Raw genomic sequence first — 24,099 nt, 5'->3', positions numbered from 1 at the left:
TGGTAAAAAGAAGATGGTCGCTATTATAGCTGTTATGAGAAAAATTATAGTCATTGCTAATGCTAAAATTAGAGATTTAAGACTGAAAATGCAAATTTCGTAAATAATTTACAACATAGTTGATGACAAAAATGGTTTCAAAAGTTATTAGAATTAGCTATATCTTAAACGTTAAGTATTAAACTTTGTTTTCTTCTTAATTATAGGGGTTTCGTTGTTTACTTCGTGAGCTATAACGACATACTTTTTGCATGGAAACCACACCCCGAAATAGAAATGCCACCCTTCTCAAGAAGGGGAGCTGTATGCAAAATTACCTAGCACTGCGCTACCGCATTTTAAGCCAATGAAAAAATAGAAAACTCGTCTAATTGTATTGAGCTCCGACAATTCTATTTTTAATTCATTGTCTTTAGCAAATGCTAATCGCTAATGTGCAGATACTTATCTACGTGGTATCTGATTCTAGCTATATACTAAATCACTAGTTGTTTGCATTAACTCGCATTGGAATTAGTACAAATTTCTTTATAATCCTTGTAGATTTATCAAAAAAACATATACATGCCTACAAATCTTAATCTAATCAAAACTATATTTGTAATAAATATAGTTTTTATAACTTTATCTTTTTATTTTCAGAGTGAATTATCTAGTAATCTTGCAGTACTATGTGCAGCTATATCACTTATGACAAGTGTGATTTTTGATAAGAGGATTTTCAATTCAAATCTATTTTTATTTTTATCAACCTTGCCAATTTATTTGATAATACCTCTTTATCAAAATCCAATGCTTGCAACATTATTAGTTACATTATTAATATCTGCACTAGTATACAAAAAGCAGGTTTTTGGGCTATTTAATTTTGGGGAAATAAAAAATATTAAAATCTGGTTAGCAGTAGCGCTTGTATCTGTAGTAGCCTCAATCAGCTTGATAGTTTGGGGGATGTCAACAAGTGAGCTAACTGGAGTTGGAGAGGCAACTTCTCAAGAGCTTGCGAAGCTTAGTACTATTGTAATTTTAATGCTAATACCTGTTGGAGCATTATTAAATGCAATTGTTGAAGAGGTTATTTTTAGAGGAATTATCCAAACTGAATTGAGTAGAGCTTTTAGTGTTTCCGTAGCAATATTCTTACAAGCATTTTTATTTGCCGGATTTCATTACGCGGGAGGGTTCCCTAATGGGTTAATAGGTTTTGCGATGACTTTTGTCTATGCTTGTGCTTTGGGTATGATGAGATACAAAGTCAAGGGGCTACTTGCTCCTATCATTACTCATACTTTTGCAGATATGACAATTTTAATATTTTTGTGGGTGTATTTTTAGAGCTAAAGTTTTTATGCTCATTAGTGTATAATTTTCGTTATATGCTAATCCTTTCCAACTATTAGATGCGTAACATTTTCTTAAAAATATCTAGTATTCTTTTATTGGTCTCTTTATCTATAAATTATACTTTTGGATATGCTCATACCAAACTAATGCTCGAGAATAACTGTAGTACAGATGCTGTATTTACCATCAAAGATAAAAATAACAAATCAACTTTTACAAAGACACTAAAACCACACCAATACTATATAACGAAAGAGCTAGCAAATGACAACTTCATGGATTCAACAACATCGTATTATGATATTGGTTTCAAATCTAAAGATTCATCAGGTTCTGTAGAATACGAGTTATCAAATGGCTTTTTTTATTTTGGTAAAAAGGGTGCAAATAGAGCTTTATTTAAAGATTCAAAAGGCAATATAGAAGTAAATCATCAGTTCCGCAATGATGATTATGAGTACTATTGGACTAATTATTCAGTGAATCTTAAAACATTGATAAACGGTAGTTTAATAACACCAACTTTTACAGTTTCTGCATGTCATCAAGAGCTAGATATATTTGATAGTTTATTATTTGGTGTCAAAAGAATAATGATATTTGGTGATAGCTTAAGTGATAAAGGCAACCTATATAAGTACTCATTACAGTTCTTACCAAAATCAACGCCATACTATAGAGGAATGTTTTCTAATGGTGAAGTATGGTCAGAACAGTTTGCAAATAGACTTTATTTAAATAATATCCCTGTGAGTAATTATGCGGTAGGCGGTAGTTCGGTTATAGTGTTTCCTGAATGGGCTGAGAATAGTACCCCATACGTTTTAGATAATCAGGTCAACTTGTACCTAGACTTAGAAGCTAATGATGATATAAAAGACAATTTAGCAATATTCTTTGTCGGAGGTAATGACTATCTAACTACTAATCCAGAGATGACTGATATTGATGGAGCAGTCAAACAAGTGACTGATGGTATTATCAATGCTATTGAAAAAGTATCAGCAAAACAGACAGTTATTGTTGGACTACCGGATCTAAGTATCACAGGAGAATCTAAATCACTAAGTAATGAGAAAGTTCTCAAAAAAATATACAAACAGCATAACAAAATGTTAAGAGAATATGCAGATAAGCATAAAATGAAGTTTATAGATATTGCTACAGTATTTGATGAAATAGTAAATAATACTAAGAACTTTAATAAAAAATATAATGCAACAATAAGCTTGGATCATATTAAAGATTCTTGTTGGTTGGGAGGGTATTTTTTATCTGAGAAGTCTAGTATTGATAGTGCATATAATAGCCTAGAGGCTAACGCTAAAATAGACTCTAAAGTCAAAATGAATGATCTATTAGATCAGCCATCAATGCAAAGTGTTATAGATGCAGGATATGCTGGTAGTATGTGTGATAATCCTCAAGATTATGCGTTTTGGGATCATGTTCATCCAACCTATCAAGTACATAGGGCATTATATAACTATATATTGTCAGAATTAGGAGTTAGGCCTGTCACAAGAGATAAGTGATAGTAATTTTGCAAAATTTTGTTAAATAATCATTTGACAAAGATAATTCTAAGTAATATGCTGAAAGGTATGGATTTAATTCCAGATGAATTATAAGCATAGCCTTATAAACGTGTTGATTTGATAACTCAGCTTGCGGACACGAAAAATAATCTGCTAAAAGGTGTTTTGGATTATTCCATCTTTCCCTCTCAGATTTCTCCCAAGCTAAAGAGTTTTATAAGTAGGAGAAAACTATGAGTAAATATTCTTTAGAAACATTAGCCGTACATCGCTCTATACCAGAAAAGAGTGGGTCGGTACAAACACCTATACATCAAACTTCTAGTTTTGTATTTGAAAGTACAGAGCATGCTGCAAATCTTTTTGCATTAAAAGAGTTCGGTAGTATATATTCACGATTAACTAACCCAACAGTAGATGAGTATGCTTCTAGGCTAGCTAATCTTCATGGAGCTGCTGGAGGATTTGCATGCTCATCAGGACATGCAGCACAACTTTTGATTTTCTTAAATCTACTTCAAAGTGGTGATCATATAGTTGCTTCTAAATATTTGTATGGTGGTTCAGTAACACAACTGACACATACATTTCCAAGGCAATTTGGGTGGCAGTCAACTCTAGTTGATATAAATAAATTAGATGAGGTCAAAAATGCTATTCAAGAGAACACCAAAGCACTATTTATAGAGTCTCAATCTAATCCTTCCGGAGTTATTGCCGATATCAAAGCACTTGCAAAAATTGCTCATGAAGCCGGTATTCCTTTGATAGTTGATAATACTGTTGCAACACCTTATTTATTAAATCCATTAGAACATGGTGCAGATATTGTCTCTTATTCTTTGACAAAATATTTAAGTGGCAATGGCTCTATAGTAGGTGGTGCAGTTGTTGATGGAGGAACTTTTGATTGGTCAGCTAATGATAAATTTCCTTTATTGGCAAAACCTGATAGATCCTATAATAATATTTCATTTCATGAAACTTTTGGCAAGTTGGCTTTTACCGTTAGGGGGCTTGCAGTTGGTTTGCGAGATATAGGTGCTACTCTTAGTCCACATACTGCTTTTTTGGCCATACAAGGTCTTGAAACATTAGGAGCAAGGTTAGACAGGCATATCAAAAATGCTGAAAAAGTAGCAAAATTTTTAAATGCTCATCCAAAAATTAGAAAAGTTAATTATGCTGGTCTTGTTAATTCTCCATATAATCTTTTGGCTAATAAATATTTTCCAAAAGGTGTCGCTGGATTGCTAACCATAGAGTTAAATGAAGGATTTGAGGCTGGTAAAAATTTGGTCGAGCAAACAAAGCTATTCACACACTGTGCTAATATCGGCGATGCTAGAAGCTTGATTATACATCCAGCTTCAACCACACATTCGCAATTAACAGAGCAAGAGCGTATACAATCAGGAGTATCTGATGGTTTGGTAAGATTATCAATAGGCTTAGAAGATGCTAATGATCTAATAGAGGATTTAAAGCAGGCTTTGGATTATTCGGAGGTGCAGTATGACGATCAATGCAAAAAAGTCATTTGAGTTTTTTAGAGACTTACAGCTTAATTATCAAACTGAAATTAGTATCAAGAATAGCTCTAGTATCAAAAGATTAAAAATTGCTATTGTAAATTTGATGCCAACTGTCAAAGAAACAGAAAAGCACTGGGCAGATGTACTTTCTCATAATAACTCTACAATTGTTGAGTTAGTGTTTTTTCATTCATTAGTACGTCCTAGTACAAGAGTTAGCGAGAGTTACTTACAAGAAAATTATGCTAATTGGCAGGATTATGATTTTGCTGATTTAGATGGGATTATTATCACAGGGGCTCCAGTTGAGTTATTAGAGTTTGAGAGCGTTGATTTCTATCCAGAAGTTTGTGAGATAATTTCAAAAAGCCTTGAGTATGAATTATCTGTGATGTTAGTTTGCTGGGCTGCTCAGGCTGGTCTAAATTATTTATATGATATAAATAAACAATGTCTAGAAAATAAGTTATTTGGTGTATATGGGCATAAGCCTATTAAACATGATCATCCACTATTAAAAGGTATAGATGGTGAGCTTAAAGCTTGTATATCTCGACAAACCAAAATTACAGATCAGAAAGTATTGGAGCATACAGATGTTATCCTAGCATCTGCAATAGATGGCTTAGATTGTTTAGCTGATAAAAAGTATGATATTACCTATATGTTTAATCATCTGGAATATACTCAAGATACCTTAGAAGCAGAGTATTTAAGGGATAAAGCAACTACCAATAATATAGATAAGCCATATAACTACTATAACAGCCAAAATAATATTAATTATTCATGGCAAAATGATAGAAAGACTTTTTATTCTAATTGGTTAGACATTATTAAAGAAAGTAAATCTTAAATTTCCATTTATCAAAACTTCTTTATGTAAATGATTTTATTATTTACGACCTTCCCTGACATTTAAATTTTTTATATGTATTACTAATAAGAGTTGTTGAATCATTTTATTTTTAGTCTATAAGTTTAATATTAGTATTAAATTTTTTATTTATGTCAACAAAGTATCTTTCGATTAGAGAACCGCTTAGATGCTTTAATCCATCAGGTTGATAATATTCATTATAGGTTCTAATATATTCATTTTTAAAGGATAATAAATAATCTTCAAGATGTCTGATGTCTACGCTTGTCATATGAGTTTTAGAGGATTTAGATATACAGTGTAGGAGAGAAATATTCTTAATATATTCTTTTTTATCGTTAAACATTTCTTCATAGATATTTTTAATATCATAAAAGAATATCCCGAGGTTATCGCAGCCTTTTATCATTTTTTTTATATTTGTTTTTGCTTCATAATCTAATAGGCTTAATGAAGTAGACTTTTCTAAGAGTGCTTTAGCATTTTTATAGTTACTAGTCATTTATATTTATGTTTTATTTATTAGTCCGTATATTAATAATATCACGCTGAAGAATAACTCTTTGAAGTTACATAAAATATTTAAATTAAGTATTTAGCGGTAGACTAAATATAGTCATTACAATCCCCAAGCAGCGATTATATTATCTTCAGTGATTTTCTTTTGATTGAGACTTTCAAAGTAGATCATATATTGTTTAATTAGCTGGTTAATATACATATCCTCACCAGAGATATAGAAAATATCGTTTTTATTACAATACTCAATTAGATAGTTTTTCTTATTATCTTTTTCAGGCATAGCGTGACAAAATACAATTTTTGCATCTTTAACTAAGTCTATAAATTGGGTATTTTGCTCTAGCTCTGGTGATGATGATATTGGTGTGGCATCAACTACTAGATCATACGGACCTTCAAAATGAGGGATGTTTTCTATACCTAGTTCTTTTCTTTTTTGAGCTACTTTTTCGGCACTTCTACCAACTATAGTTACTTTGATACCTAAGTCTTGTAATACTTTAAAAGCAACTCCAGATACGCCACCATTACCGTATATTACTGCGGTTTTTATAATTTTGTTTGATGCTTTGATACCTTTTTTAAGAGCTGTTTGTAAGCCATGACAGTCTGTATTATAACCATAAAGCTTGCCATCTTTATTGATGATTGTATTGACTGCTAAAGTCTCTTTAGCTAGAGGCTCTATGTAATCTAAAAATGGTATTACTTTTGATTTTAGGCCATTGTGAGCCGTTACTGTACCACCATTGACAAAGGGTGCTCTAATAGCATCAGTATAAGTCTTAGCAGTTATATCACCAGAAAATGTAAAATAACAAAGGTTTAAGCCTAGCTTCTGTATAGCAGTGTTATGTCTTGATATAGATGAGTTACTCCCAGAAGTAGAAAATAAAAACTTAGTCTCAGTATTAAGAGGAGCTTTAAAATTATCCGACATCTTATCTCCTTAGCTATGAATAATTAACATTGAGTATGCTCTAAGAGGAGGGAGCTTGCCTTTAGTTGTTTTTTCTATAGTCTCCGTACCAGCTCTTTCATGATTTGCAATCACATGCCACACATTAGTTTCGGTAGTTGGAACAATATCGTTGATGTCATAGTTATCAATTGCTGTTGCATTATAAACTATAACAATATTTTTCCACATATCTCCATTGGCATTATCCTTGAGATGAGATACGATAACTCCAGAATGAAGATCATGGTATGCTGCTGAAACAATTAGGTGTTTACTGATATCCTCAGGACTAGTCATTCTAAAAGCAGGGTGTTCTTTTCTTATCTTTATAAGTCCTTTTACATAATCAAAAAAAGGCTTGTATTGTAATTTATCTTGCCAGTGAAAAGCATTAATATCATCACCACTCTTATAACTGTTATGATCACCTTGCTTTGTTCTCAAAAACTCACAACCACCATGCAAGAATGGCACCCCTTGAGATGTTAATAAAATACCAAGGGCTAAACCGTTTTGGCGAACTCTACGACTTTCAAAGATATTTTCGGGAATATTTTTTCGATAATCTCCAGTTTGAATGTTCCTTTGCAGGCTTTTTTCAATTTGATCCCAAAGTGTATAGTTATCGTGAGCATCTACATAGTTGATAGTCTCTTTAGGGTTAGCAGTTAGATCATGTATAGAGCCTCTAAGACCTTCCATAACCTTGCCGATATTAGCTGGATTATGAGCATCTCCATTGATGTAACCATTACCTGGGCTATTATTGCCTCTAATCGCATCCCTAAATGTATCATTAAATACACAGAAGTCTTGGTTTCTTTGAGTGCCCCTATATGTACCATTTCTTAGAGGTGAGTCACCAGCTTTCCATGGTTCTCCATAGACTATAATACCTGGATCTATTTGTTTTACTTCTTCAGTAATTTCTTTGATAGTATCAAGATCAATTAGTTCCATTAAGTCAAATCTTAGACCATTGACTTTATAGTTTTTGACCCAGTGCAGAACAGAGTCTTTGATAAACTTGCGCACCATTGGTTTTTCGGTATCAAGTTCATTACCACACCCAGAACCATTGGTAAAGTGGCCTTGGCTATCAGTCCTGAAATAATATTTTGGCACAATATTGTCAAAGTTCGATGTATCAGTCATATGGTTATATACCATATCCATAACGACACCAATACCTTTGTTATGGAATCCGGCAATCATTTCTCTAGCACCTTTGATTCTTTGAGTTGGATCAAAAGGATTAATAGAGTAGCTTCCATCTGGCGCATTGTAGTTTTGTGGATCATATCCCCAGTTTCTATTATCTTTGATATTGGCATTTGACTCATCAACTGATGAAAAATCAAATATTGGTAATAGATGTACATGAGTGACACCAAGTTCATGAAGACTATCTATACCCGTTGAAACAGATAGTTCACCATTTGGAGTAGTTATTTCAGATCCTTCATATACTGTACCTAAAAACTTGCCTTTAATGTTCTCTGGTATTCCATTATCGGAGCCGATAGAGAAATCTCTAACATGTAATTCATAGATAACGGCATCCTGAGGGTTTTGAGGTGTATGGAAGTAGCTGTTTTTCCAGCTTTCAGGAGATAGCTCACCTGAGTTAAGGTCTAGTATGAATCCTTTTCTACCATTGGCACCAAGTCCAACTGCATAAGGATCTATAGCATAAGTTATTTTTGTATACTTATTACCACGATAGTCTATATCATCAAAGTAAAGTCGATATATATAGAATTTGTTTTCACAGAGATCTCTAGGTATACAGGCACTATGTGTACCATATTCTAATTCTGGAATTAAATTAAATGCATCATCAGGCATCTCGTGTTTGTCATTATCATCTTCATGATATATCAAAAGCTCGACGTGTTTCGCTGTTGGAGCCCATATCCTAAATGATACTGTGTCATTAGAGAAGACAACACCCATATCATCATTTGGATAGTAGTATTTATCCAAAAAGTTACCGAATAATACTTTCGTTGGCATAAAGGTATTATTTGCACGAATTTCTATTAAATCGCTTGGCTTAAGCTCAGAAGGCAAATTGGTAAATATAACTTTTTTAGACTTATACTTAACGATATTTACAGCGTTTGTAACTTTTTTCGAATTTATCCATAGTTCAAATATAGTACCTATCAGAGGAGTATCTGATAAATAAGCCTCTATTTTATTTGGCTCATCAAGTACAGCATAATTTATTCTGGCATTAGTTCTGTTGACAACATCACTTAGAGAAGTATAAATATCATGATCTCCATAAACTATATAATAGTTATCATGATCTTCATCTATTTTGAATGAGCTTGTTTGTTCAGCCCAATCGTTCTGCCAGTACGTGCTCCATGTTCTTTTGCGTGCTATTATGTTTTTATTTACACAATCAGCATATAGTCCAAAGTCGCTCTTTTTAGAAAGTGATTTTGGGCGTGTTTTTCCTTTTTCATCATACGTCCATAAATCCCAGCTAAAGTCTTGTCCTAGATATTGTTCATCTTTTTTTATAAAGTGAATAAGTTGACCTTTACGAGGTTCCCTAGCTACTCTAAAAATTCTTTCTGCTTTATGGTTAGGATTGTTTTTGCTACTACAATATACTTTGACTTCACTTATATCTGTTACAGAAGGGTCAACACTTAATTTATTATCTTTGACTTCAATAAGCTTTGATTTTGGCTCTACTCGCCATGTAACATCAACAATACTTCTTTTTTTTGTTAAAGACTCTGTTATCGCTATCAGGTCAACTTTATATCCAGGAACTATGTAATCTTCTGATGCTTTTATTGAAAGTATCTGAGGATTTACAAGCCAGTTGAAAGTCAGTGGTTCAAAAACTCTATTGCTTGCAGAAAGTCTTCTTTCATTGCCCTCTAGATCTATCAAAATAAAAGTATATTGATTTGAGCCATTGATAAGCCCAGAGATCTTAAGAATATTTTTTGTCAGCCATAAGCTACCATCATCAGGGTCAGCTTCCCATATTAGCCTATATCTATCTTCTTTTTTCCATTGATTAAATTGCCCTGTAACATAACCGTATGAGAAGCCATGCGCATTTATTCTAAATCTAATACTGTTTGTATCTGGGTCTTGGTCTAGAGAGTATTCAGCATCGAACTTTTCGAAGATGCTGTCTTTTTCTATCCATATATTATTTAATGACTGCATATTTACAACTTTTGCTTAATAATTTATATATTTTTTAAAAAATTTAGTTAAGCTATTATAGCCTTATTTTTTGAGTTTGAGAACAAGGGTGGCCATAGGCGGGATTTTTATGGCAATCTTTTGGTCAAAGCCATGCTGTGCTTCTGGAACTGATAGTATTTCATCTGAAATAACTTGGCCTGAACCTCCAAACTCAAGGCTGTCAGAATTAAAAGTCTCAATATATGATCCTGCATCAGGAACACCTATGTTGTAGTCGTAATAAGTTACAGGAGTAAAGTTACAAACAAATATTAGCTTTTCTTGGTTATCTTTACTAGCTCGGACAAAAGATAAGATACTCTGTTCAGAGTTGTTGGCATCTATCCATTGGAAGCCTTGGTGATCGTAATCACACTCCCACAATGCAGTCTCAGCTTTATAGAAGTCATTTAATTTTTTGAAGAAATGTAGTGTTTCTTTATGTGTGTGATATTCATCAACAACCTGCCACTGTAATTGCTCATATTCTCGCCATTCAACAAACTGTCCAAATTCACTTCCCATGAAAATAAGTTTCTTACCAGGATGACCAATCATATATGACATATATAGTCGTAGACCAGCATATTTATTCCATAAGTCTCCCCACATTTTGTTTATGAGAGATTTTTTGCCGTGAACTACCTCGTCATGTGAAATAGATAAGATAAATTTCTCTGAATAGTGGTATACCATAGAGAAAGTGATTAAGTTGTGATGATACTTACGATAAACTGGATCTAAAGAGATATAGCGTAATGTATCGTTCATCCAACCCATATTCCATTTGAAGTCGAACCCTAAACCACCTTGCTCAACAGGTGTGGAGATATTTGGCCAAGATGATGATTCTTCAGCAATTGTGATGACTCCTTTACAGGTATGCTTTAGGACACCATTGAGTTCTCTTAAGAAAGCAATACCTTCCAAATTCTCATGTCCACCATGAATGTTGGGTATCCACTGTCCATCCTCTCTATCATAGTTAAGATATAAGATATTTGATACTGCATCTACACGAAGTCCATCGATATGAAATTCATTGATCCAGTACATGGCATTCGATATTAAGAAACATTTGACCTCATTTCTACCTAGATCAAAATTATGCGTTCCCCAACCTTCGTTAACAGCTTTGGTAGGTTCTTGATATTCGTAACATGCACTACCATCAAAGTTGATTAATCCATGTTGGTCTTTGCAGAAGTGTCCTGGTACCCAATCTAAAATTACACCTATATCATGTGTATGAAGCTTATCAACTAGATGTTTTAAACCGACTAAATCACCATGACGACTATTAATTGAGTAAAAACCTGTTGGTTGATAACCCCACGAAGCATCTAGTGGGTGTTCATGTAACGGCATAAACTCTACATGTGTGTATCCCATATTTTTGATATACTCAGGTAGTATCTGAGCTATCTCTTCATAACTCATAAATTCGCCATCTTTGGTTTTCCAAGAGGCAAGATGTAGTTCATATATATTCATTGGACTATTGTAATAGTCAGCAGTAGCACGTTTTTTTAGCCATTTGTCATCATGCCATTTATATTCCATCTGAGTATTTATTATGGATGCTGTATTCGGTCTTAATTCTGAGAAAAAAGCATAAGGGTCACTTTTATAAACGTAATGATTAGTATCTTTATTTGTTACAACAAGTTTATATTTTTGTCCATTTTTGGCACCAGCTATGAATACACTCCATAATCCTGAATTACTAATAGGTTTCATTTGATTTTTGCTTTGAATCTCCCAGTGACTAAAGTCACCTATGACACAAATACTTTTTGCATTTGGAGCCCAGGTTGTAAATCTAATACCATCAATACCACCTTCGCAGGCTGCATGAGCACCCATAAATTCATATGCATATATGTGCTTGCCTTCATGGAAGTAATGTATATCTTGCTCGCCAATAGTGGAATGTTTATTTTGTTTTGAATTTACGTTTTTCATAAAAGCTCCTAGTCAAAAGTATAGAATCAGTGTGTTTTTCAGCGTAGACGCTAATAAGTACTAAAAATCTCTATAATTACAATCTTAATCGTTTATATAAGCTTAGTAAACTGAATAATTAATTTAAAAAATAATTTTACCAGCAATACAGATATTGGTTATTTTAAATTCATAGAGATAGTGATAAGATGAAATGTATGGGCTTTCACCTATGCTCTATTAAGGTGACTAGGTAGTTCGCCAAATTAGTGTGTTTATTCTGTTAACATAATACTAGGGTAGAAAAATGGCAATTCAAAGAGTATTAACCAAACCTTTTGAAAATCAAAAACCAGGAACATCAGGTCTGCGTAACAAAGTCACTGCTTTTCAGCAAGCAGGATATTTAGAAAATTTTGTACAATCTATATTTAATTCTTTGGATGATATAGGAGGTAAGACTCTAGTTGTTGGTGGTGATGGTAGGTACTATAATGATGTAGCTGTACAAATTATTGTTAGAATGGCTGCAGCTAATGGTTTTAGTAAAATTATAGTTGGACAAAATGGTATCTTTTCTACTCCAGCTGTTAGTTGTGTTATTAGAAAGTATCAAGCTTTTGGTGGTATTGTGTTATCGGCTAGTCATAACCCGGGTGGTCCAAAAGGAGACTTTGGTATCAAATATAATGTTTCTAATGGTGGTCCAGCACCTGAGAAAATTACAGATAGAATTTTTTCAGAAACTAAAAAGATTGGCCAATACTTGATAAGTGACGCACCTAAAGATAGTGTTAATTTAAACAAGATAGGCACATACAAAATTGAAAATACAACCGTCGAGGTTATTAACTCAGTAACTGATTATGCTGAATTAATGCAACAAATATTTGATTTCGATAAAATTCGTGAACTATTTGCAAATGGTTTTAAGGTGCGTTTTGACTCTATGAGTGCAGTATCTGGTCCTTATGCAAAGTATATTTTTGAGACTCTTTTGCAAGCTCCAGCTGGTACAGTTGTCAATGCTGAACCACTTGAGGATTTTGGAGGTTTTCATCCGGATCCAAATCCTGTAAATGCTGAAGACTTAGTTAAGCATATGCGTAGTGGCAAGTATGATTTCGGTGCAGCTTCAGATGGTGATGCGGATAGAAATATGATTGTTGGTAAACAAATAGATGTATCACCTTCAGATAGTCTAGCAATTATGGCTGCAAATGCGCATCTTATACCAGCGTATTCAAAAGGAATTAAAGGTGTTGCTAGATCAATGCCTACATCAACTGCAGTAGACAGGGTAGCAGAGTCATTAGGTCTACCTTGTTTTGAGACTCCAACAGGATGGAAATTCTTTGGGAATTTATTAGATGCTCAGAAAATCACACTATGTGGTGAAGAGAGTTATGGAACAGGTTCAGATCACATTCGTGAGAAAGATGGAGTTTGGGCAGTATTGTTCTGGTTGAATTTAGTTGCTGCAACAGGCAAACATGTTGATCAGTTGGTTGAGGAACATTGGCAAAAATTTGGTCGTAACTTCTATTCAAGACATGATTATGAAGCTATAGATACTGTGATTGCTAACTCTATCATGAGTTCTTTAAGAGATAAATTATCTAGTCTTACAGGGACTCAATTAAATGGTGAGAAAGTGGCTAAAGCAGATGATTTTAGCTATACGGATCCTATAGATGGTTCAATTTCCAACCATCAGGGAATAAGAATTATTTTTGAAGATGGTTCTCGAATTGTGTTTAGGTTATCAGGTACAGGAACACAGGGAGCTACTTTACGTGTATATTTAGAAAAGTATGAATCTAACTCTTCAAAATTTGATACACCAACACAACAGGCTTTGGCTACTTTGATAAATATTGCTGGAGATTTAACCAATATTAAATCTTTAACAGGCATGGTTAAGCCAACAGTAGTTACTTGATTTAATTGCTATTATAAACACAAGGAGTTAATTATTATGAATAATCCTAATTCATCGCATCAGTTGTATAAAAAGGCTATGGCATTAGTGCTAGCAGGCGGGCGTGGTTCTCGTTTATATAATCTAACAGACACTAGAGCGAAGCCGGCTGTTTATTTTGGTGGTAAGTTTAGAATTGTAGATTTTGCCTTATCAAACTGCTTAAATTCTGGTATCAGAAGAATAGGTGTAGTTACACAATATAAGTCACACTCTTTACTTCGTCATATCCAACGTGGTTGGGGCTTCTTACGTGGTGAGCTAAATGAGTTTATAGATTTGCTACCAGCACAGCAAAGGGTTGATGAAGAGAGTTGGTATCGCGGTACTGCTGATGCTGTGTACCAAAATATTGATATTTTACGTTCTTATGGACCTGAGTATGTCATAGTTCTAGCTGGCGATCATATATATAAGATGGACTACTCAGTAATGCTAAGAGATCATGCCCAAAGCGGTTATAAGTGTACTGTAGGGTGTGTTGAAATTGCTGAAGAAGAAGCATTTGCATTTGGTATTATGGGTATTGATGAAGATCGTAAAATTACAAGCTTCGTCGAAAAGCCTAAAGATAATGCACCAACAATTCCTGGCACAACTGACAGATGTTATGCAAGTATGGGTATATATATATTCAATTCTGATTATTTGTATGATTTACTTGAGGAAGATATTGCAAATAAAGAATCAAGCCATGACTTTGGTAAAGATATAATTCCAAGAGTGGTTAGTGAAAAACAAGCTTTAGCACACCCATTTAGTATGTCATGTGTGCCAAGAGGAGAGGGTGTTGAACCATATTGGAGAGATGTTGGTACTATAGATGCATTCTGGGAAGCTAACCTTGATTTAGCAGCTAATATGCCTGAGTTGAATATCTACGATAAAGACTGGCCTGTGTGGACAGCTCAAGAGCAACTTCCTCCGGCTAAGTTTGTCCCAGATAGAAAGGGTAATCATGGTGTGATTACAAATACTCTTGCTTCAGGTGGTTGTATAGTGCTTGGTTCGCAAATCTCTAAATCTTTGATGTTCTCGAAAGTTAGAGTCTCAGCAGGTTGTGAGATTGATCAGTGCGTGATAATGCCTGAGGTAGTAGTAGGTGAAAATTGCCGTCTGAAAAAAGTTGTGATTGATAAAGGTTGTGATATCCCAGCTGGTATGGTGATTGGAGAAAATCCTAAAGAGGATGCTAAAAACTTTTTTAGAACCGACAAGGGTGTGGTACTAGTAACTAAAAAGATGATAGATGAACTAAAAGAAAAATAAGAGAAGTTTATGCGCGTTTTACATGTATGTAGTGAATTATATCCAATTCTAAAAACAGGGGGTCTTGCAGATGTTACAGCTGCTTTGCCTCCTGCATTAGCTAGTTTTGGGGTTGATAGTAGGGTTTTGGTTCCAGGGTTTCCGGCATTTATGAATGCTATTAAGGATAAGCAGCTTTTGATGAATATCCCTTCTCGTTTTGGTGCAGAAGAGATAAACATATTTTTAGCCAAGATTCCAAACACTAAAATCGACATATATGTAATAGATGCTCCTAGTTTATTTGCTCGTCCGGGTAATCCATACGCAGATAGTAGTAATCAAGCTTATGCAGATAATTATCTTAGATTTGCTTTATTAGGTTGGGTAGCAGCAAGAATTTCTGAAGGCTTGGATACTAAGTGGAAGCCAGAAGTTGTTCATAGTCATGATTGGCATGCTGGATTAGTGCCAGCTTATATTAAAGCAAGTGAGCTAGCATCTGGCAAAAAAGCTGTAAAAACGGTATTTACTGTGCATAACCTTGCTTATCAAGGTCTTTTCCCAATGAGTGTTTTTGCGGAGTTAGATTTACCAGGTATATTCTTGAGTATGAATGGTTTAGAGTTCTATGGTCAAGTATCTTTTATGAAGGCAGGTCTATATTTTGCTGATAAGATCACCACAGTAAGTCCTACATATGCTAAAGAGATTCAGTCTTATGAGCAGGGATGTGGATTAGAAGGACTACTTGCAGATCGTCATAATGATCTATATGGAGTACTTAATGGTGTGGATCCTCAAGTATGGAATCCTAAAAAAGATACTCTTATAGAGGCTAACTACTCGATTACTACAGCTAATGTTGGTAAAGCAAAATGTAAGGCAGCTCTACAAAAAATGACTGGACTTGCAAAAAAAGAGGATGCAGTAGTTTTTGGAATTGTAACACGCTTAACTGAGCAAAAAGGCCTAAACCTTTTAATTGAAGCAATAGGTGAAATCACTAGTAGAGGTGGTCAAGTTGTTTTATTGGGAAGTGGTGATAAGGCATTAGAAGAAGCATTTTTAGCTGCGGCTAAGAAATCTCCTAAATCAATAGCTGTACAAATTGGTTATGATGAAAATCAAGCGCATCGTATAATTGCTGGTTCTGATGTGATAATGGTACCATCACGTTTTGAGCCTTGTGGATTGACACAACTATATGGTCTGACTTATGGAACTTTGCCTCTAGTACACAAAGTTGGTGGTCTAGCAGATACTGTTACAGATTCTTCATTGGAAAATTTGGCAGATGGTATGGCTACGGGGTTTGTTTTTGATGAGTTCAGTGTGGAGTCGCTCACTTTAGCAATTCGCCGAGCATTCGCATTATATAATCGTAAAGCAGACTGGAAGAGGGTTAGAAAAACTGCAATGCAACAAAAAGTAGATTGGAATGCAGCTGCTGATAAAATACATCAAATTTATTCTCAATTAGTCTAATAAGCTTTCAAAAAAATCAAAAAATCAATATTTTTTTTACCAAAAAAAATACTTAAATGATATTATAATTTTTAATGTAATTATTTTTTATCAATAAATTATTATCAAAGGTTTCTAAAAAAATGGACAACAAAAATCAAATCAAGCTTTTTTTACAAGATGCTTTAGGATGTGATATAGCTAAAGCAAGTGATCAAGATCTATATTATGCACTATTATCTTATGTTAAAGAGCAAACAGAAAAACTACCAACGCCTGATTTTAAAAAGAAAATATATTATATATCTAGTGAATTTTTGATCGGTAGAATGCTAGCAAATAATCTTATAAATTTTGGAATTTATAATGATGTTAAAGAGCTATTTGAGGCTAATGGTAAAGATATAGCTTTGATCGAAGAGTGCGAGCCAGAACCATCTCTAGGTAATGGTGGTTTAGGTAGATTAGCAGCGTGCTTTTTAGATTCAATAGCATCGCTAGCTATTCCTGCAACAGGTGTTAGTTTGAACTATCATTATGGTTTGTTTAAGCAAAAATTCAAAAAGAATCTACAAAAAGAAACACCAAATCCATGGATAGAAGACAAAGGCTGGCTTAATAAGAGAAAAGCTGCTTATAAGATTGATTTCAATGGTTTTAGTATACAATCCCAGATGTATGATATTGAGATGGTTGGTTATCAAAATAACTTTGTTAATAAATTATGCTTATTTGATGCTGAGAGTGTTGACTCTAGTATCGTTAAAAAAGGTATATCTTTTGATAAAACAGCTATCGAAAAGAATGTAACGCTTTTTTTATATCCAGATGATAGCGATGAAGCAGGACATTTATTAAGAATTTTCCAACAGTATTTCATGGTAAGTAATGCGGTGCATTTAGTTTTTGCTGATATGGATGCTAAAGGCTACTCAATTGAGAAGCTTCATGAACATGCAACTATCCAAATTAATGATACACATCCAACTTTAGTGATTCCTGAGCTTGTACGTCAGCTTATGACTAGAGGGCTATCTATAGATGCAGCTATTGAGATAGTTAAGAAAACAGTAGCGTATACTAACCATACTATCTTGGCTGAAGCGCTAGAGAAATGGCCTCTAAGATATCTCAAAAAAGTACTAACTCAAGAGTTAATCGATATTATTAGATATTTAGATGCTAAAGTTAAGCTAGAGCATATCGATGAGAAATTATCTATCATTGATGATCAAAGTATTGTACATATGGCTCATATGAGTATTCATTATAGTTTTAGTGTGAATGGTGTGGCAGCTCTTCATACAGAAATTCTAAAAAATGATGAGTTGAAACATTTTAATGATATTTATCCAAACAAATTCAATAATAAGACTAATGGTATAACATTCAGAAGATGGTTATTACAATCTAACCCTGAGTTAACAAAATACTTAGAAAGTGTTATCGGTGATAGTTTTAAAACTAAAGCTACTGATTTAGAAAAACTTCTAAAATTTGATAATGATGATACTTTAAAAGCTCTTGAAGATATCAAAAAGGTTAAAAAAGCACAATTTATTAAATTTGCAAAAGAGCATTATGGTGTAGAGCTTATCAAAGATGGAATATTTGATGTACAAATCAAGCGTATCCATGAATATAAGCGTCAGCAAATGAATGCTTTGTATATAATCCATAGATATTTGCAGATCAAATCAGGTAAGCTTAAGCCTGCAAGAGCTGTTAACTTTATATTTGGTGGTAAGGCAGCTCCAGCTTATATTATAGCTAAGGATATTATTCATCTAATACTATGCTTACAAGAGCTTATTAATAATGATTCTGATGTGAATAAGTACATGAGAGTATTATTTGTTGAAAACTATAATGTAAGTGTTGCTGAGAAGTTAATCCCAGCTGCTGATATCTCTGAGCAAATATCTCTAGCATCAAAAGAAGCTAGTGGTACAGGTAACATGAAGTTTATGCTAAATGGTGCTATCACATTAGGAACTATGGATGGTGCTAACGTTGAGATTGCTGAGCTAGTTGGACAGGATAATATCTATACTTTTGGTAAGGATAGTGACACTATCATAGATCTATACAAGACTAGTGGTTATATTTCCAAAGATTATTACAAGCAGCCTGCGATCAAGCCGATCGTAGATTTTATAGTTTCTAAAAAACTTGTTAAGCTTGGTAAGAAATCTAACTTAAAAGAGTTGTATAACGAGCTACTTAATAAAGACTGGTTTATGACTTTGATAGATCTTGTAGAGTATGCACAAGTTAAGGATCAAATGATCAAAGATTATGAGAACCGTAAAGAGTGGATGTCTATGGCTTTAGTAAATATTGCAAAAGCTGGGTTCTTCAGTTCAGATAGAACTATTGCTGACTATAACAGAGATATCTGGAAGATTTAGTATAAAATGTGATTTCGCTACTTGCTTTGCAAGTTATAGCGACATACTTTTTTCATGGCAGAAAAAGTATGCAAAACTGCCTAGCACTCTGCTCTCACTATGTTGTAAACTAATGACAGTTACAAAACTCACTTAAGTTCAGACAGTTGTAACTGTTAGAACATTAATTTACAACAGCTTGCCGCAAGGTGCATTACTATGATGTAGAGAGAGTATATGAAAAAATCTGGATTATTATTAGCTATCTCAAGTTTACCAAGCCAACATGGTATTGGTGATTTGGGTAAAAGTGCTTATGAATTTGTTGATATTATAAAACAAGCAAATACTAAGATTTGGCAGGTGCTGCCACTTACACCACTAGGTTTTGGCAACTCTCCATATCAGTCAAGCTCTTCTTTTGCAGGTGATGAAATCTATATTAGTTTAGAAAAACTAGTAGATTATGGTTTGCTTAAAAAATCATCTCTTAAAAGTCTGAATGTAAACTCTGACAAAGTTGAATATGAACTTGTTCGTAATTTCAAAGATAATTATCTTGAAGAAGCATTTAGTAATTTTCAAAGCTCAAAAGATAAGTTTGAACAAGAATATAATAATTTTATAGCTCAAAACACTTGGGTTAAAAATTATGCTATTTTTAAAGCTTTTAGAAAGGCTAATAATAACCAAGCTTGGAATTTTTGGCCGCAAGAATATAAAAACTGGATCAAAGATAAAGCTATAGAACTTGATCAATTTCAAAACGAGATAGATTATCAAATATTTTTGCAGTTTATCTTTTATAAGCAGTGGTTTGAGCTAAGAGAATATGCTAATCAAAATAATATTGAAATTATGGGCGATTTACCTATTTATTTAGGTTTTGACTCTGCTGATGTTTGGGAGCATCAAGATATATTTCTATTAGACGAGAATCAAAACCCTAGTTTTGTTGCAGGTGTTCCACCTGACTTTTTCTCAGAAACTGGCCAGCTATGGGGTAATCCTCTATATGATTGGGATAAGCTCAAAGAAACAAATTTTGATTTTTGGATAGAGCGCCTGAAGGGTAACTTCAAGCTATTTGATATCGTTAGGATTGATCATTTTAGAGCTTTTGATACATATTGGAAGATACCAGCAGGTGAAAAGACTGCTATAAATGGTGAGTGGATCGAGGCTCCTGGTTATGATTTCTTTGATACAGTCTATAAGCGTATTCCAGATGCTAATATTATTGCAGAAGATTTAGGTGATTTACGCCCTGAAGTACTTGAGTTGCGTGATCACTATAATTTAAAGGGTATGAAAGTATTCCCATTTCATTTTGATCTAAAAACAGCTAAGTTTGTTGAGGGTGCTAATATCATTGCATACTCAGGAACTCACGATAATAATACTCTCAAAGGATGGTATTTTGATGAGTTAAATAGATATCAAAGAAAGCTGTTAAAGAAATATTTTAAAGCTAATGATAGAAATATTTTTAGAAAGATTATTAAGTATTTACTAAATTGTGATGCTGAATATGTAATCCTGCCAGTACAAGATGTTTTAGAGTTAGATAGTCATGCTCGACTAAATACTCCAGGGACAGTTGGTTCACCAAATTGGCAGTGGAAGTTGACTGATTTTGACTTATTAAAGAACAGAAGTTTAGGACTTGAATAAGAAAAATAGTTATGAAAGTTAAACATTTCAAAGGCTTAAAAGACTTTAGATATTTTAATCAGATAAAAGAGCTTAGAAGGATATATAAATATTTTCCTTATCTATATAAATATAATATCCAAGAGGAAGAGGATTATTTTGAAAGTTATTTAGTAATGAGCTCTAATGTTGATATTTTTTATGTTGAAGAGAATGGAGAAATATTAGGAGCATCTTTAGGATGTCCAATATCTAAAAGTTTTGGTTTAACAAAACCACTTTTTGATATGGATATAAATATGGACAAGGCGTATTATTTTGCTGATATTATGATAAAGAAAGATCATTGGGGAAAAGGTATTGCATTTGATCTGTATCAGAAACATATAGGCTATGTAAAAGAAAATAATTATGAAAAGATATGTGCTTTGATAGTTAATCGAGATAATGATCCAAGAAAACCAGAATCTTTTAAAAAGTCAAATATTTGGCAGGTTAACAAGTTTGAGAAAACTGATAAAAATGTTGTATATCCTTGGAGTACATATCAGGAAGATGGTTCTGTCAAGCAAGAGATTAATCAACTAGACTTGTATATTAAAAACTTAAGATAGTTACTTAATTATATAAAATTGATACTTTTATATAATATTTATTGATATCTAAATATGATAAAATCTTTTACAAAATTATAATTATGTAAAAATTTTAATTAGTATGCTTACATTTCAAGAAATTATTTTAAAACTACATCATTACTGGGCATCTAAAGGTTGTGCGATTATCCAACCACTAGATATGGAAGTCGGCGCTGGAACATTCCATCCAGCAACAACTCTAAGAGCGATAGGTCCAGAGCCATGGACAGCTGCGTATGTTCAACCGTCAAGAAGACCTACAGATGGTCGTTATGGTGAGAATCCTAACCGTACGCAACATTACTACCAATACCAAGTTGTGATGAAGCCATCGCCTGATGATATTCAAGAATTATATCTTGGTTCACTTAGAGAGCTAGGTATAGATCCATTAGAGAATGATATTCGCTTCGTTGAAGATAACTGGGAGTCACCAACATTAGGTGCTTGGGGTCTTGGTTGGGAAGTATGGTCAAATGGTATGGAGATTACTCAGTTTACATATTTTCAACAAGTAGGTGGACTGGAGTGTAAGCCTGTAATGGGTGAGATTACTTATGGTCTTGAGCGACTAGCTATGTATATTCAAAATGTTGATAGCATGTATGATATCTTATGGGCTAATACGCAAAATGGTCCTTTATATTATCGTGATGTATTTATGCAGAATGAAATCGAAATGTCGACTTATAACTTTGAAGAGGCTAATGTTGAAGAGCTTTTCAAACAGTTTGATTTATTAGAGAAAGAAGGTTATAGACTAGTAGGAAAAAATTTACCAATTCCAGCTTATGAGTTTGTATTGAAAGCTTCGCATACTTTTAACTTATTAGATGCGCGTCATGCAATATCTGTGACAGAAAGACAAGGCTATATTCTAAGAGTTAGAAAATTAGCTCTAGAAGTAGCTAAAGAATATTATAGTGCTAGAGAAAAATTAGGTTTTCCAGCTTTTAAAAAAGACAATTGATTAAATGCTTTCGCTAACTTACGATGTAAGTTTTAGCGACATACTTTTTGCAATAGCAGAAAAAGTATGCAAAACTGCTTAGCACATGTTTGCGCTTTAATGTAAGTCATTGGTGCCTACAAAACTCGCAAGCTCAGACAGTTGTAGTCACTGGATCAATGACTTCGACATAAGCTTGCCATAAAGTGCTTTAATGTGGTGAAAATTAAAATGAAAAGTATAAATCAAATATTAAAATTTCTAGATATTCAAACCTTATCTCAAAATAATTTTGAAATTGAATCGCTATCTTTAGATAGTCGTAAATGTGACGCAAAATCAGCATTTATAGCTCTCAAAGGTCTATCAAATGATGGTAATAAATATATTGATAGTGTTTTAGCTAAGGGTACAAAACTTATTTTGAGTGATAAACTACCCCGTCAATCTTCGATTGCCACCTCTTCAATAGCTGAAGGGGAATTACCTAATATTTTTTATGTTGAAAATTTAAAAGATAAGTTATCAGCTTTGGCTAAATGGTTTTATGATTATAAAAAGCCACAAAATATAATTGGTATAACGGGCACAAATGGTAAAACATCGATTTCTAGTTATATTGCACAATTGCAAAAATTAATTGGTCAAAAATCATTATTACTAGGTACAAATGGCAATGGGATTTATCCAGATCTACAAGAGAGTACCCATACGACATTAGATATATTATCTTTATATCAAACTATTTCATATTATAAGAATTATCAAAATCTTGTTATGGAAGTATCTTCTCATTCATTGGATCAAAAGCGTACCGAAGGTTTAGATTTTGATATTGCAGTGTTTAGTAATCTTAGTCATGATCATCTCGATTATCATAAGGCTATGGATAATTATTTTGAGGCTAAAGCAAAATTGTTCCAGTTTAAAAGCCTTAAAAAAGCGGTAATAAATATAGATGATGAATATGGTCTGAAACTTTGGGGAAATACCAATAAATCGTCATTCCGTCAGGCTCCGACCACGGAATCCATAGATACTAACTTAAAGTATAGTATTGAGATTATAACAGTCAGCCTAAAGTCAAAAAAAGCAGATATATATATAGAGTCTAAGAGTATAGAGAATATGCAAACAAGCTTTGATTTATATATTTCTCAAAAGTACATGGGTACTTATCAAACATCTTTAGTTGGCGAATTTAATCTAATGAATTTAGGTTTGAGCTTAGCGGCATTAGATGATATCTCTACTAGAGAACAACTTCTAGAAAATATTTCTAAATTAAAACCTGTAAAAGGGCGTATGGAAGTAATTGCACTAGTAAATGGTGCAAAGATTATAATTGATTATGCGCATACTCCAGATGCTTTAGAAAAAGCTCTACAAACTCTAGTAAACTACCATCCAAACAATTTATGGTGTATCTTTGGCTGCGGTGGCAATAGAGATACTACCAAAAGACCGCTAATGGCTCAAATAGCAGAAGAGTACGCTAATAAAATAGTCGTTACAGAAGATAATAACCGTTTTGAAAATATTGAAAGTATTTTTGATGATATCAAAAAAGGTTTTAGTCATCCTGATAAGCATACTTTTATTGATAGTAGAGAAGAAGCTATTAAATATACTATCGAAAACTCAAAAGCTAATGATGTTATTTTATTAGCAGGTAAAGGACATGAGTGCTATCTTGATAAAAATGGTATTAAAGAGTATTTTGATGAGCGAGAGGTTATTGCTAAGTATAAAAACACTACTCCGTCAACCTAAAGGTTGCCACCCCTTCAATATTCTGAAGAGAAATTTATGATATTTGTGGAGCAA

16 protein-coding genes and 1 riboswitch are annotated in these 24,099 nt (G+C 33.4%); of the genes, 12 read left to right on the top strand and 4 right to left on the bottom strand.

The genetic code is table 11. From position 1 onward, the window contains the following. Positions 1-564: 564 nt before the first annotated feature. From F3D57_RS04925 to F3D57_RS04910, 4 genes are all read left to right on the top strand, one after another. Positions 565-1,335: a CPBP family intramembrane glutamic endopeptidase gene (locus tag F3D57_RS04925; protein ID WP_150465413.1), complete on the top strand. Its 771-nt coding sequence runs from the start codon at positions 565-567 to the stop codon at positions 1,333-1,335. 65 nt (positions 1,336-1,400) lie between these two features. After that, the gene (locus F3D57_RS04920) at positions 1,401-2,879 is read left to right on the top strand and encodes an SGNH/GDSL hydrolase family protein (RefSeq protein WP_150465412.1); all 1,479 of its coding nucleotides are present in this window, start codon (positions 1,401-1,403) and stop codon (positions 2,877-2,879) included. Between the two features lie 102 nt (positions 2,880-2,981). Further along, positions 2,982-3,059, top strand: a riboswitch (SAM riboswitch). Between the two features lie 56 nt (positions 3,060-3,115). Continuing rightward, positions 3,116-4,426, top strand: coding sequence for an O-acetylhomoserine aminocarboxypropyltransferase/cysteine synthase family protein (locus tag F3D57_RS04915; protein ID WP_150465411.1), 1,311 nt, complete (start codon positions 3,116-3,118; stop codon positions 4,424-4,426). Beyond that, complete coding sequence (locus F3D57_RS04910; protein WP_150465410.1) at positions 4,398-5,273, top strand: homoserine O-acetyltransferase/O-succinyltransferase family protein; 876 nt, start codon at positions 4,398-4,400, stop codon at positions 5,271-5,273. The genes F3D57_RS04915 and F3D57_RS04910 overlap by 29 nt, the downstream gene beginning before the upstream one ends. A 112-nt stretch (positions 5,274-5,385) precedes the next feature. On the opposite strand, the gene F3D57_RS04905 is transcribed toward F3D57_RS04910, so the two are convergent. The 4 genes from F3D57_RS04905 to glgB all read right to left on the bottom strand — a co-directional run bounded on the left by F3D57_RS04905 (position 5,386) and on the right by glgB (position 11,967). Beyond that, a complete protein-coding gene (locus F3D57_RS04905) occupies positions 5,386-5,799 on the bottom strand; it encodes a hypothetical protein (protein WP_150465409.1) in 414 nt (137 codons plus the stop codon). Positions 5,800-5,916: 117 nt separating this feature from the next. Next, positions 5,917-6,759, bottom strand: coding sequence for a shikimate dehydrogenase family protein (locus F3D57_RS04900; protein WP_150465408.1), 843 nt, complete (start codon positions 6,757-6,759; stop codon positions 5,917-5,919). A gap of 9 nt (positions 6,760-6,768) precedes the next feature. Next, positions 6,769-9,981: a type I pullulanase gene (pulA, locus tag F3D57_RS04895; protein WP_150465407.1), complete on the bottom strand. Its 3,213-nt coding sequence runs from the start codon at positions 9,979-9,981 to the stop codon at positions 6,769-6,771. A 63-nt stretch (positions 9,982-10,044) separates the two neighbouring features. Next, positions 10,045-11,967, bottom strand: a complete 1,923-nt coding sequence (gene glgB / locus F3D57_RS04890; protein ID WP_150465406.1) for a 1,4-alpha-glucan branching protein GlgB — start codon at positions 11,965-11,967, stop codon at positions 10,045-10,047. Positions 11,968-12,253: 286 nt separating this feature from the next. Here glgB and F3D57_RS04885 point away from each other — a divergent pair, with 286 nt between their 5' ends. From F3D57_RS04885 to F3D57_RS04850, 8 genes are all read left to right on the top strand, one after another. Continuing rightward, positions 12,254-13,888, top strand: coding sequence for an alpha-D-glucose phosphate-specific phosphoglucomutase (locus F3D57_RS04885; RefSeq protein WP_146421016.1), 1,635 nt, complete (start codon positions 12,254-12,256; stop codon positions 13,886-13,888). A gap of 36 nt (positions 13,889-13,924) precedes the next feature. After that, the gene (glgC, locus tag F3D57_RS04880) at positions 13,925-15,196 is read left to right on the top strand and encodes a glucose-1-phosphate adenylyltransferase (protein WP_149367943.1); all 1,272 of its coding nucleotides are present in this window, start codon (positions 13,925-13,927) and stop codon (positions 15,194-15,196) included. 9 nt (positions 15,197-15,205) lie between these two features. Then, a complete protein-coding gene (glgA, locus tag F3D57_RS04875; protein ID WP_150465405.1) occupies positions 15,206-16,663 on the top strand; it encodes a glycogen synthase GlgA in 1,458 nt (485 codons plus the stop codon). Positions 16,664-16,785: 122 nt separating this feature from the next. Continuing rightward, positions 16,786-19,053, top strand: coding sequence for a glycogen/starch/alpha-glucan family phosphorylase (gene glgP / locus F3D57_RS04870; protein ID WP_150465404.1), 2,268 nt, complete (start codon positions 16,786-16,788; stop codon positions 19,051-19,053). Positions 19,054-19,269: 216 nt separating this feature from the next. Beyond that, positions 19,270-20,706 carry a 4-alpha-glucanotransferase gene (gene malQ / locus F3D57_RS04865; RefSeq protein ID WP_150465403.1) on the top strand — a complete coding sequence of 479 codons (1,437 nt, stop codon included), beginning with the start codon at positions 19,270-19,272 and terminating at the stop codon, positions 20,704-20,706. Between the two features lie 11 nt (positions 20,707-20,717). After that, positions 20,718-21,299 carry a GNAT family N-acetyltransferase gene (locus tag F3D57_RS04860; RefSeq protein ID WP_150465402.1) on the top strand — a complete coding sequence of 194 codons (582 nt, stop codon included), beginning with the start codon at positions 20,718-20,720 and terminating at the stop codon, positions 21,297-21,299. 103 nt (positions 21,300-21,402) lie between these two features. Continuing rightward, a complete protein-coding gene (gene glyQ / locus F3D57_RS04855; protein ID WP_013923567.1) occupies positions 21,403-22,293 on the top strand; it encodes a glycine--tRNA ligase subunit alpha in 891 nt (296 codons plus the stop codon). A 210-nt stretch (positions 22,294-22,503) separates the two neighbouring features. Beyond that, entirely contained in the window at positions 22,504-24,045 is a 1,542-nt protein-coding gene (locus tag F3D57_RS04850) for a UDP-N-acetylmuramoyl-L-alanyl-D-glutamate--2,6-diaminopimelate ligase (RefSeq protein WP_150465401.1), read from the top strand. The last annotated feature ends 54 nt before the right edge of the window (positions 24,046-24,099 follow it).

This window comes from Francisella sp. SYW-2, from assembly GCF_008711475.1.
GTDB classification, from domain to species: Bacteria; Pseudomonadota; Gammaproteobacteria; order Francisellales; family Francisellaceae; genus Francisella; species Francisella salimarina.
Note: the sequence above shows the minus strand (reverse complement) of the source record. Positions and strands in the feature narration are given on the sequence as shown.

Coding starts and splice junctions, on each gene's coding strand:
- F3D57_RS04860 (WP_150465402.1), top strand. CDS start 20,718: ATGAAAGTTAAACATTTCAAAGGCTTAAAAGACTTTAGATATTTTAAT.
- F3D57_RS04915 (WP_150465411.1), top strand. CDS start 3,116: ATGAGTAAATATTCTTTAGAAACATTAGCCGTACATCGCTCTATACCA.
- F3D57_RS04850 (WP_150465401.1), top strand. CDS start 22,504: ATGAAAAGTATAAATCAAATATTAAAATTTCTAGATATTCAAACCTTA.
- glgA (WP_150465405.1), top strand. CDS start 15,206: ATGCGCGTTTTACATGTATGTAGTGAATTATATCCAATTCTAAAAACA.
- F3D57_RS04925 (WP_150465413.1), top strand. CDS start 565: ATGCCTACAAATCTTAATCTAATCAAAACTATATTTGTAATAAATATA.
- glgP (WP_150465404.1), top strand. CDS start 16,786: ATGGACAACAAAAATCAAATCAAGCTTTTTTTACAAGATGCTTTAGGA.
- F3D57_RS04920 (WP_150465412.1), top strand. CDS start 1,401: ATGCGTAACATTTTCTTAAAAATATCTAGTATTCTTTTATTGGTCTCT.
- F3D57_RS04900 (WP_150465408.1), bottom strand. CDS start 6,759: ATGTCGGATAATTTTAAAGCTCCTCTTAATACTGAGACTAAGTTTTTA.
- F3D57_RS04910 (WP_150465410.1), top strand. CDS start 4,398: ATGACGATCAATGCAAAAAAGTCATTTGAGTTTTTTAGAGACTTACAG.
- pulA (WP_150465407.1), bottom strand. CDS start 9,981: ATGCAGTCATTAAATAATATATGGATAGAAAAAGACAGCATCTTCGAA.
- F3D57_RS04885 (WP_146421016.1), top strand. CDS start 12,254: ATGGCAATTCAAAGAGTATTAACCAAACCTTTTGAAAATCAAAAACCA.
- glgC (WP_149367943.1), top strand. CDS start 13,925: ATGAATAATCCTAATTCATCGCATCAGTTGTATAAAAAGGCTATGGCA.
- glyQ (WP_013923567.1), top strand. CDS start 21,403: ATGCTTACATTTCAAGAAATTATTTTAAAACTACATCATTACTGGGCA.
- F3D57_RS04905 (WP_150465409.1), bottom strand. CDS start 5,799: ATGACTAGTAACTATAAAAATGCTAAAGCACTCTTAGAAAAGTCTACT.
- glgB (WP_150465406.1), bottom strand. CDS start 11,967: ATGAAAAACGTAAATTCAAAACAAAATAAACATTCCACTATTGGCGAG.
- malQ (WP_150465403.1), top strand. CDS start 19,270: ATGAAAAAATCTGGATTATTATTAGCTATCTCAAGTTTACCAAGCCAA.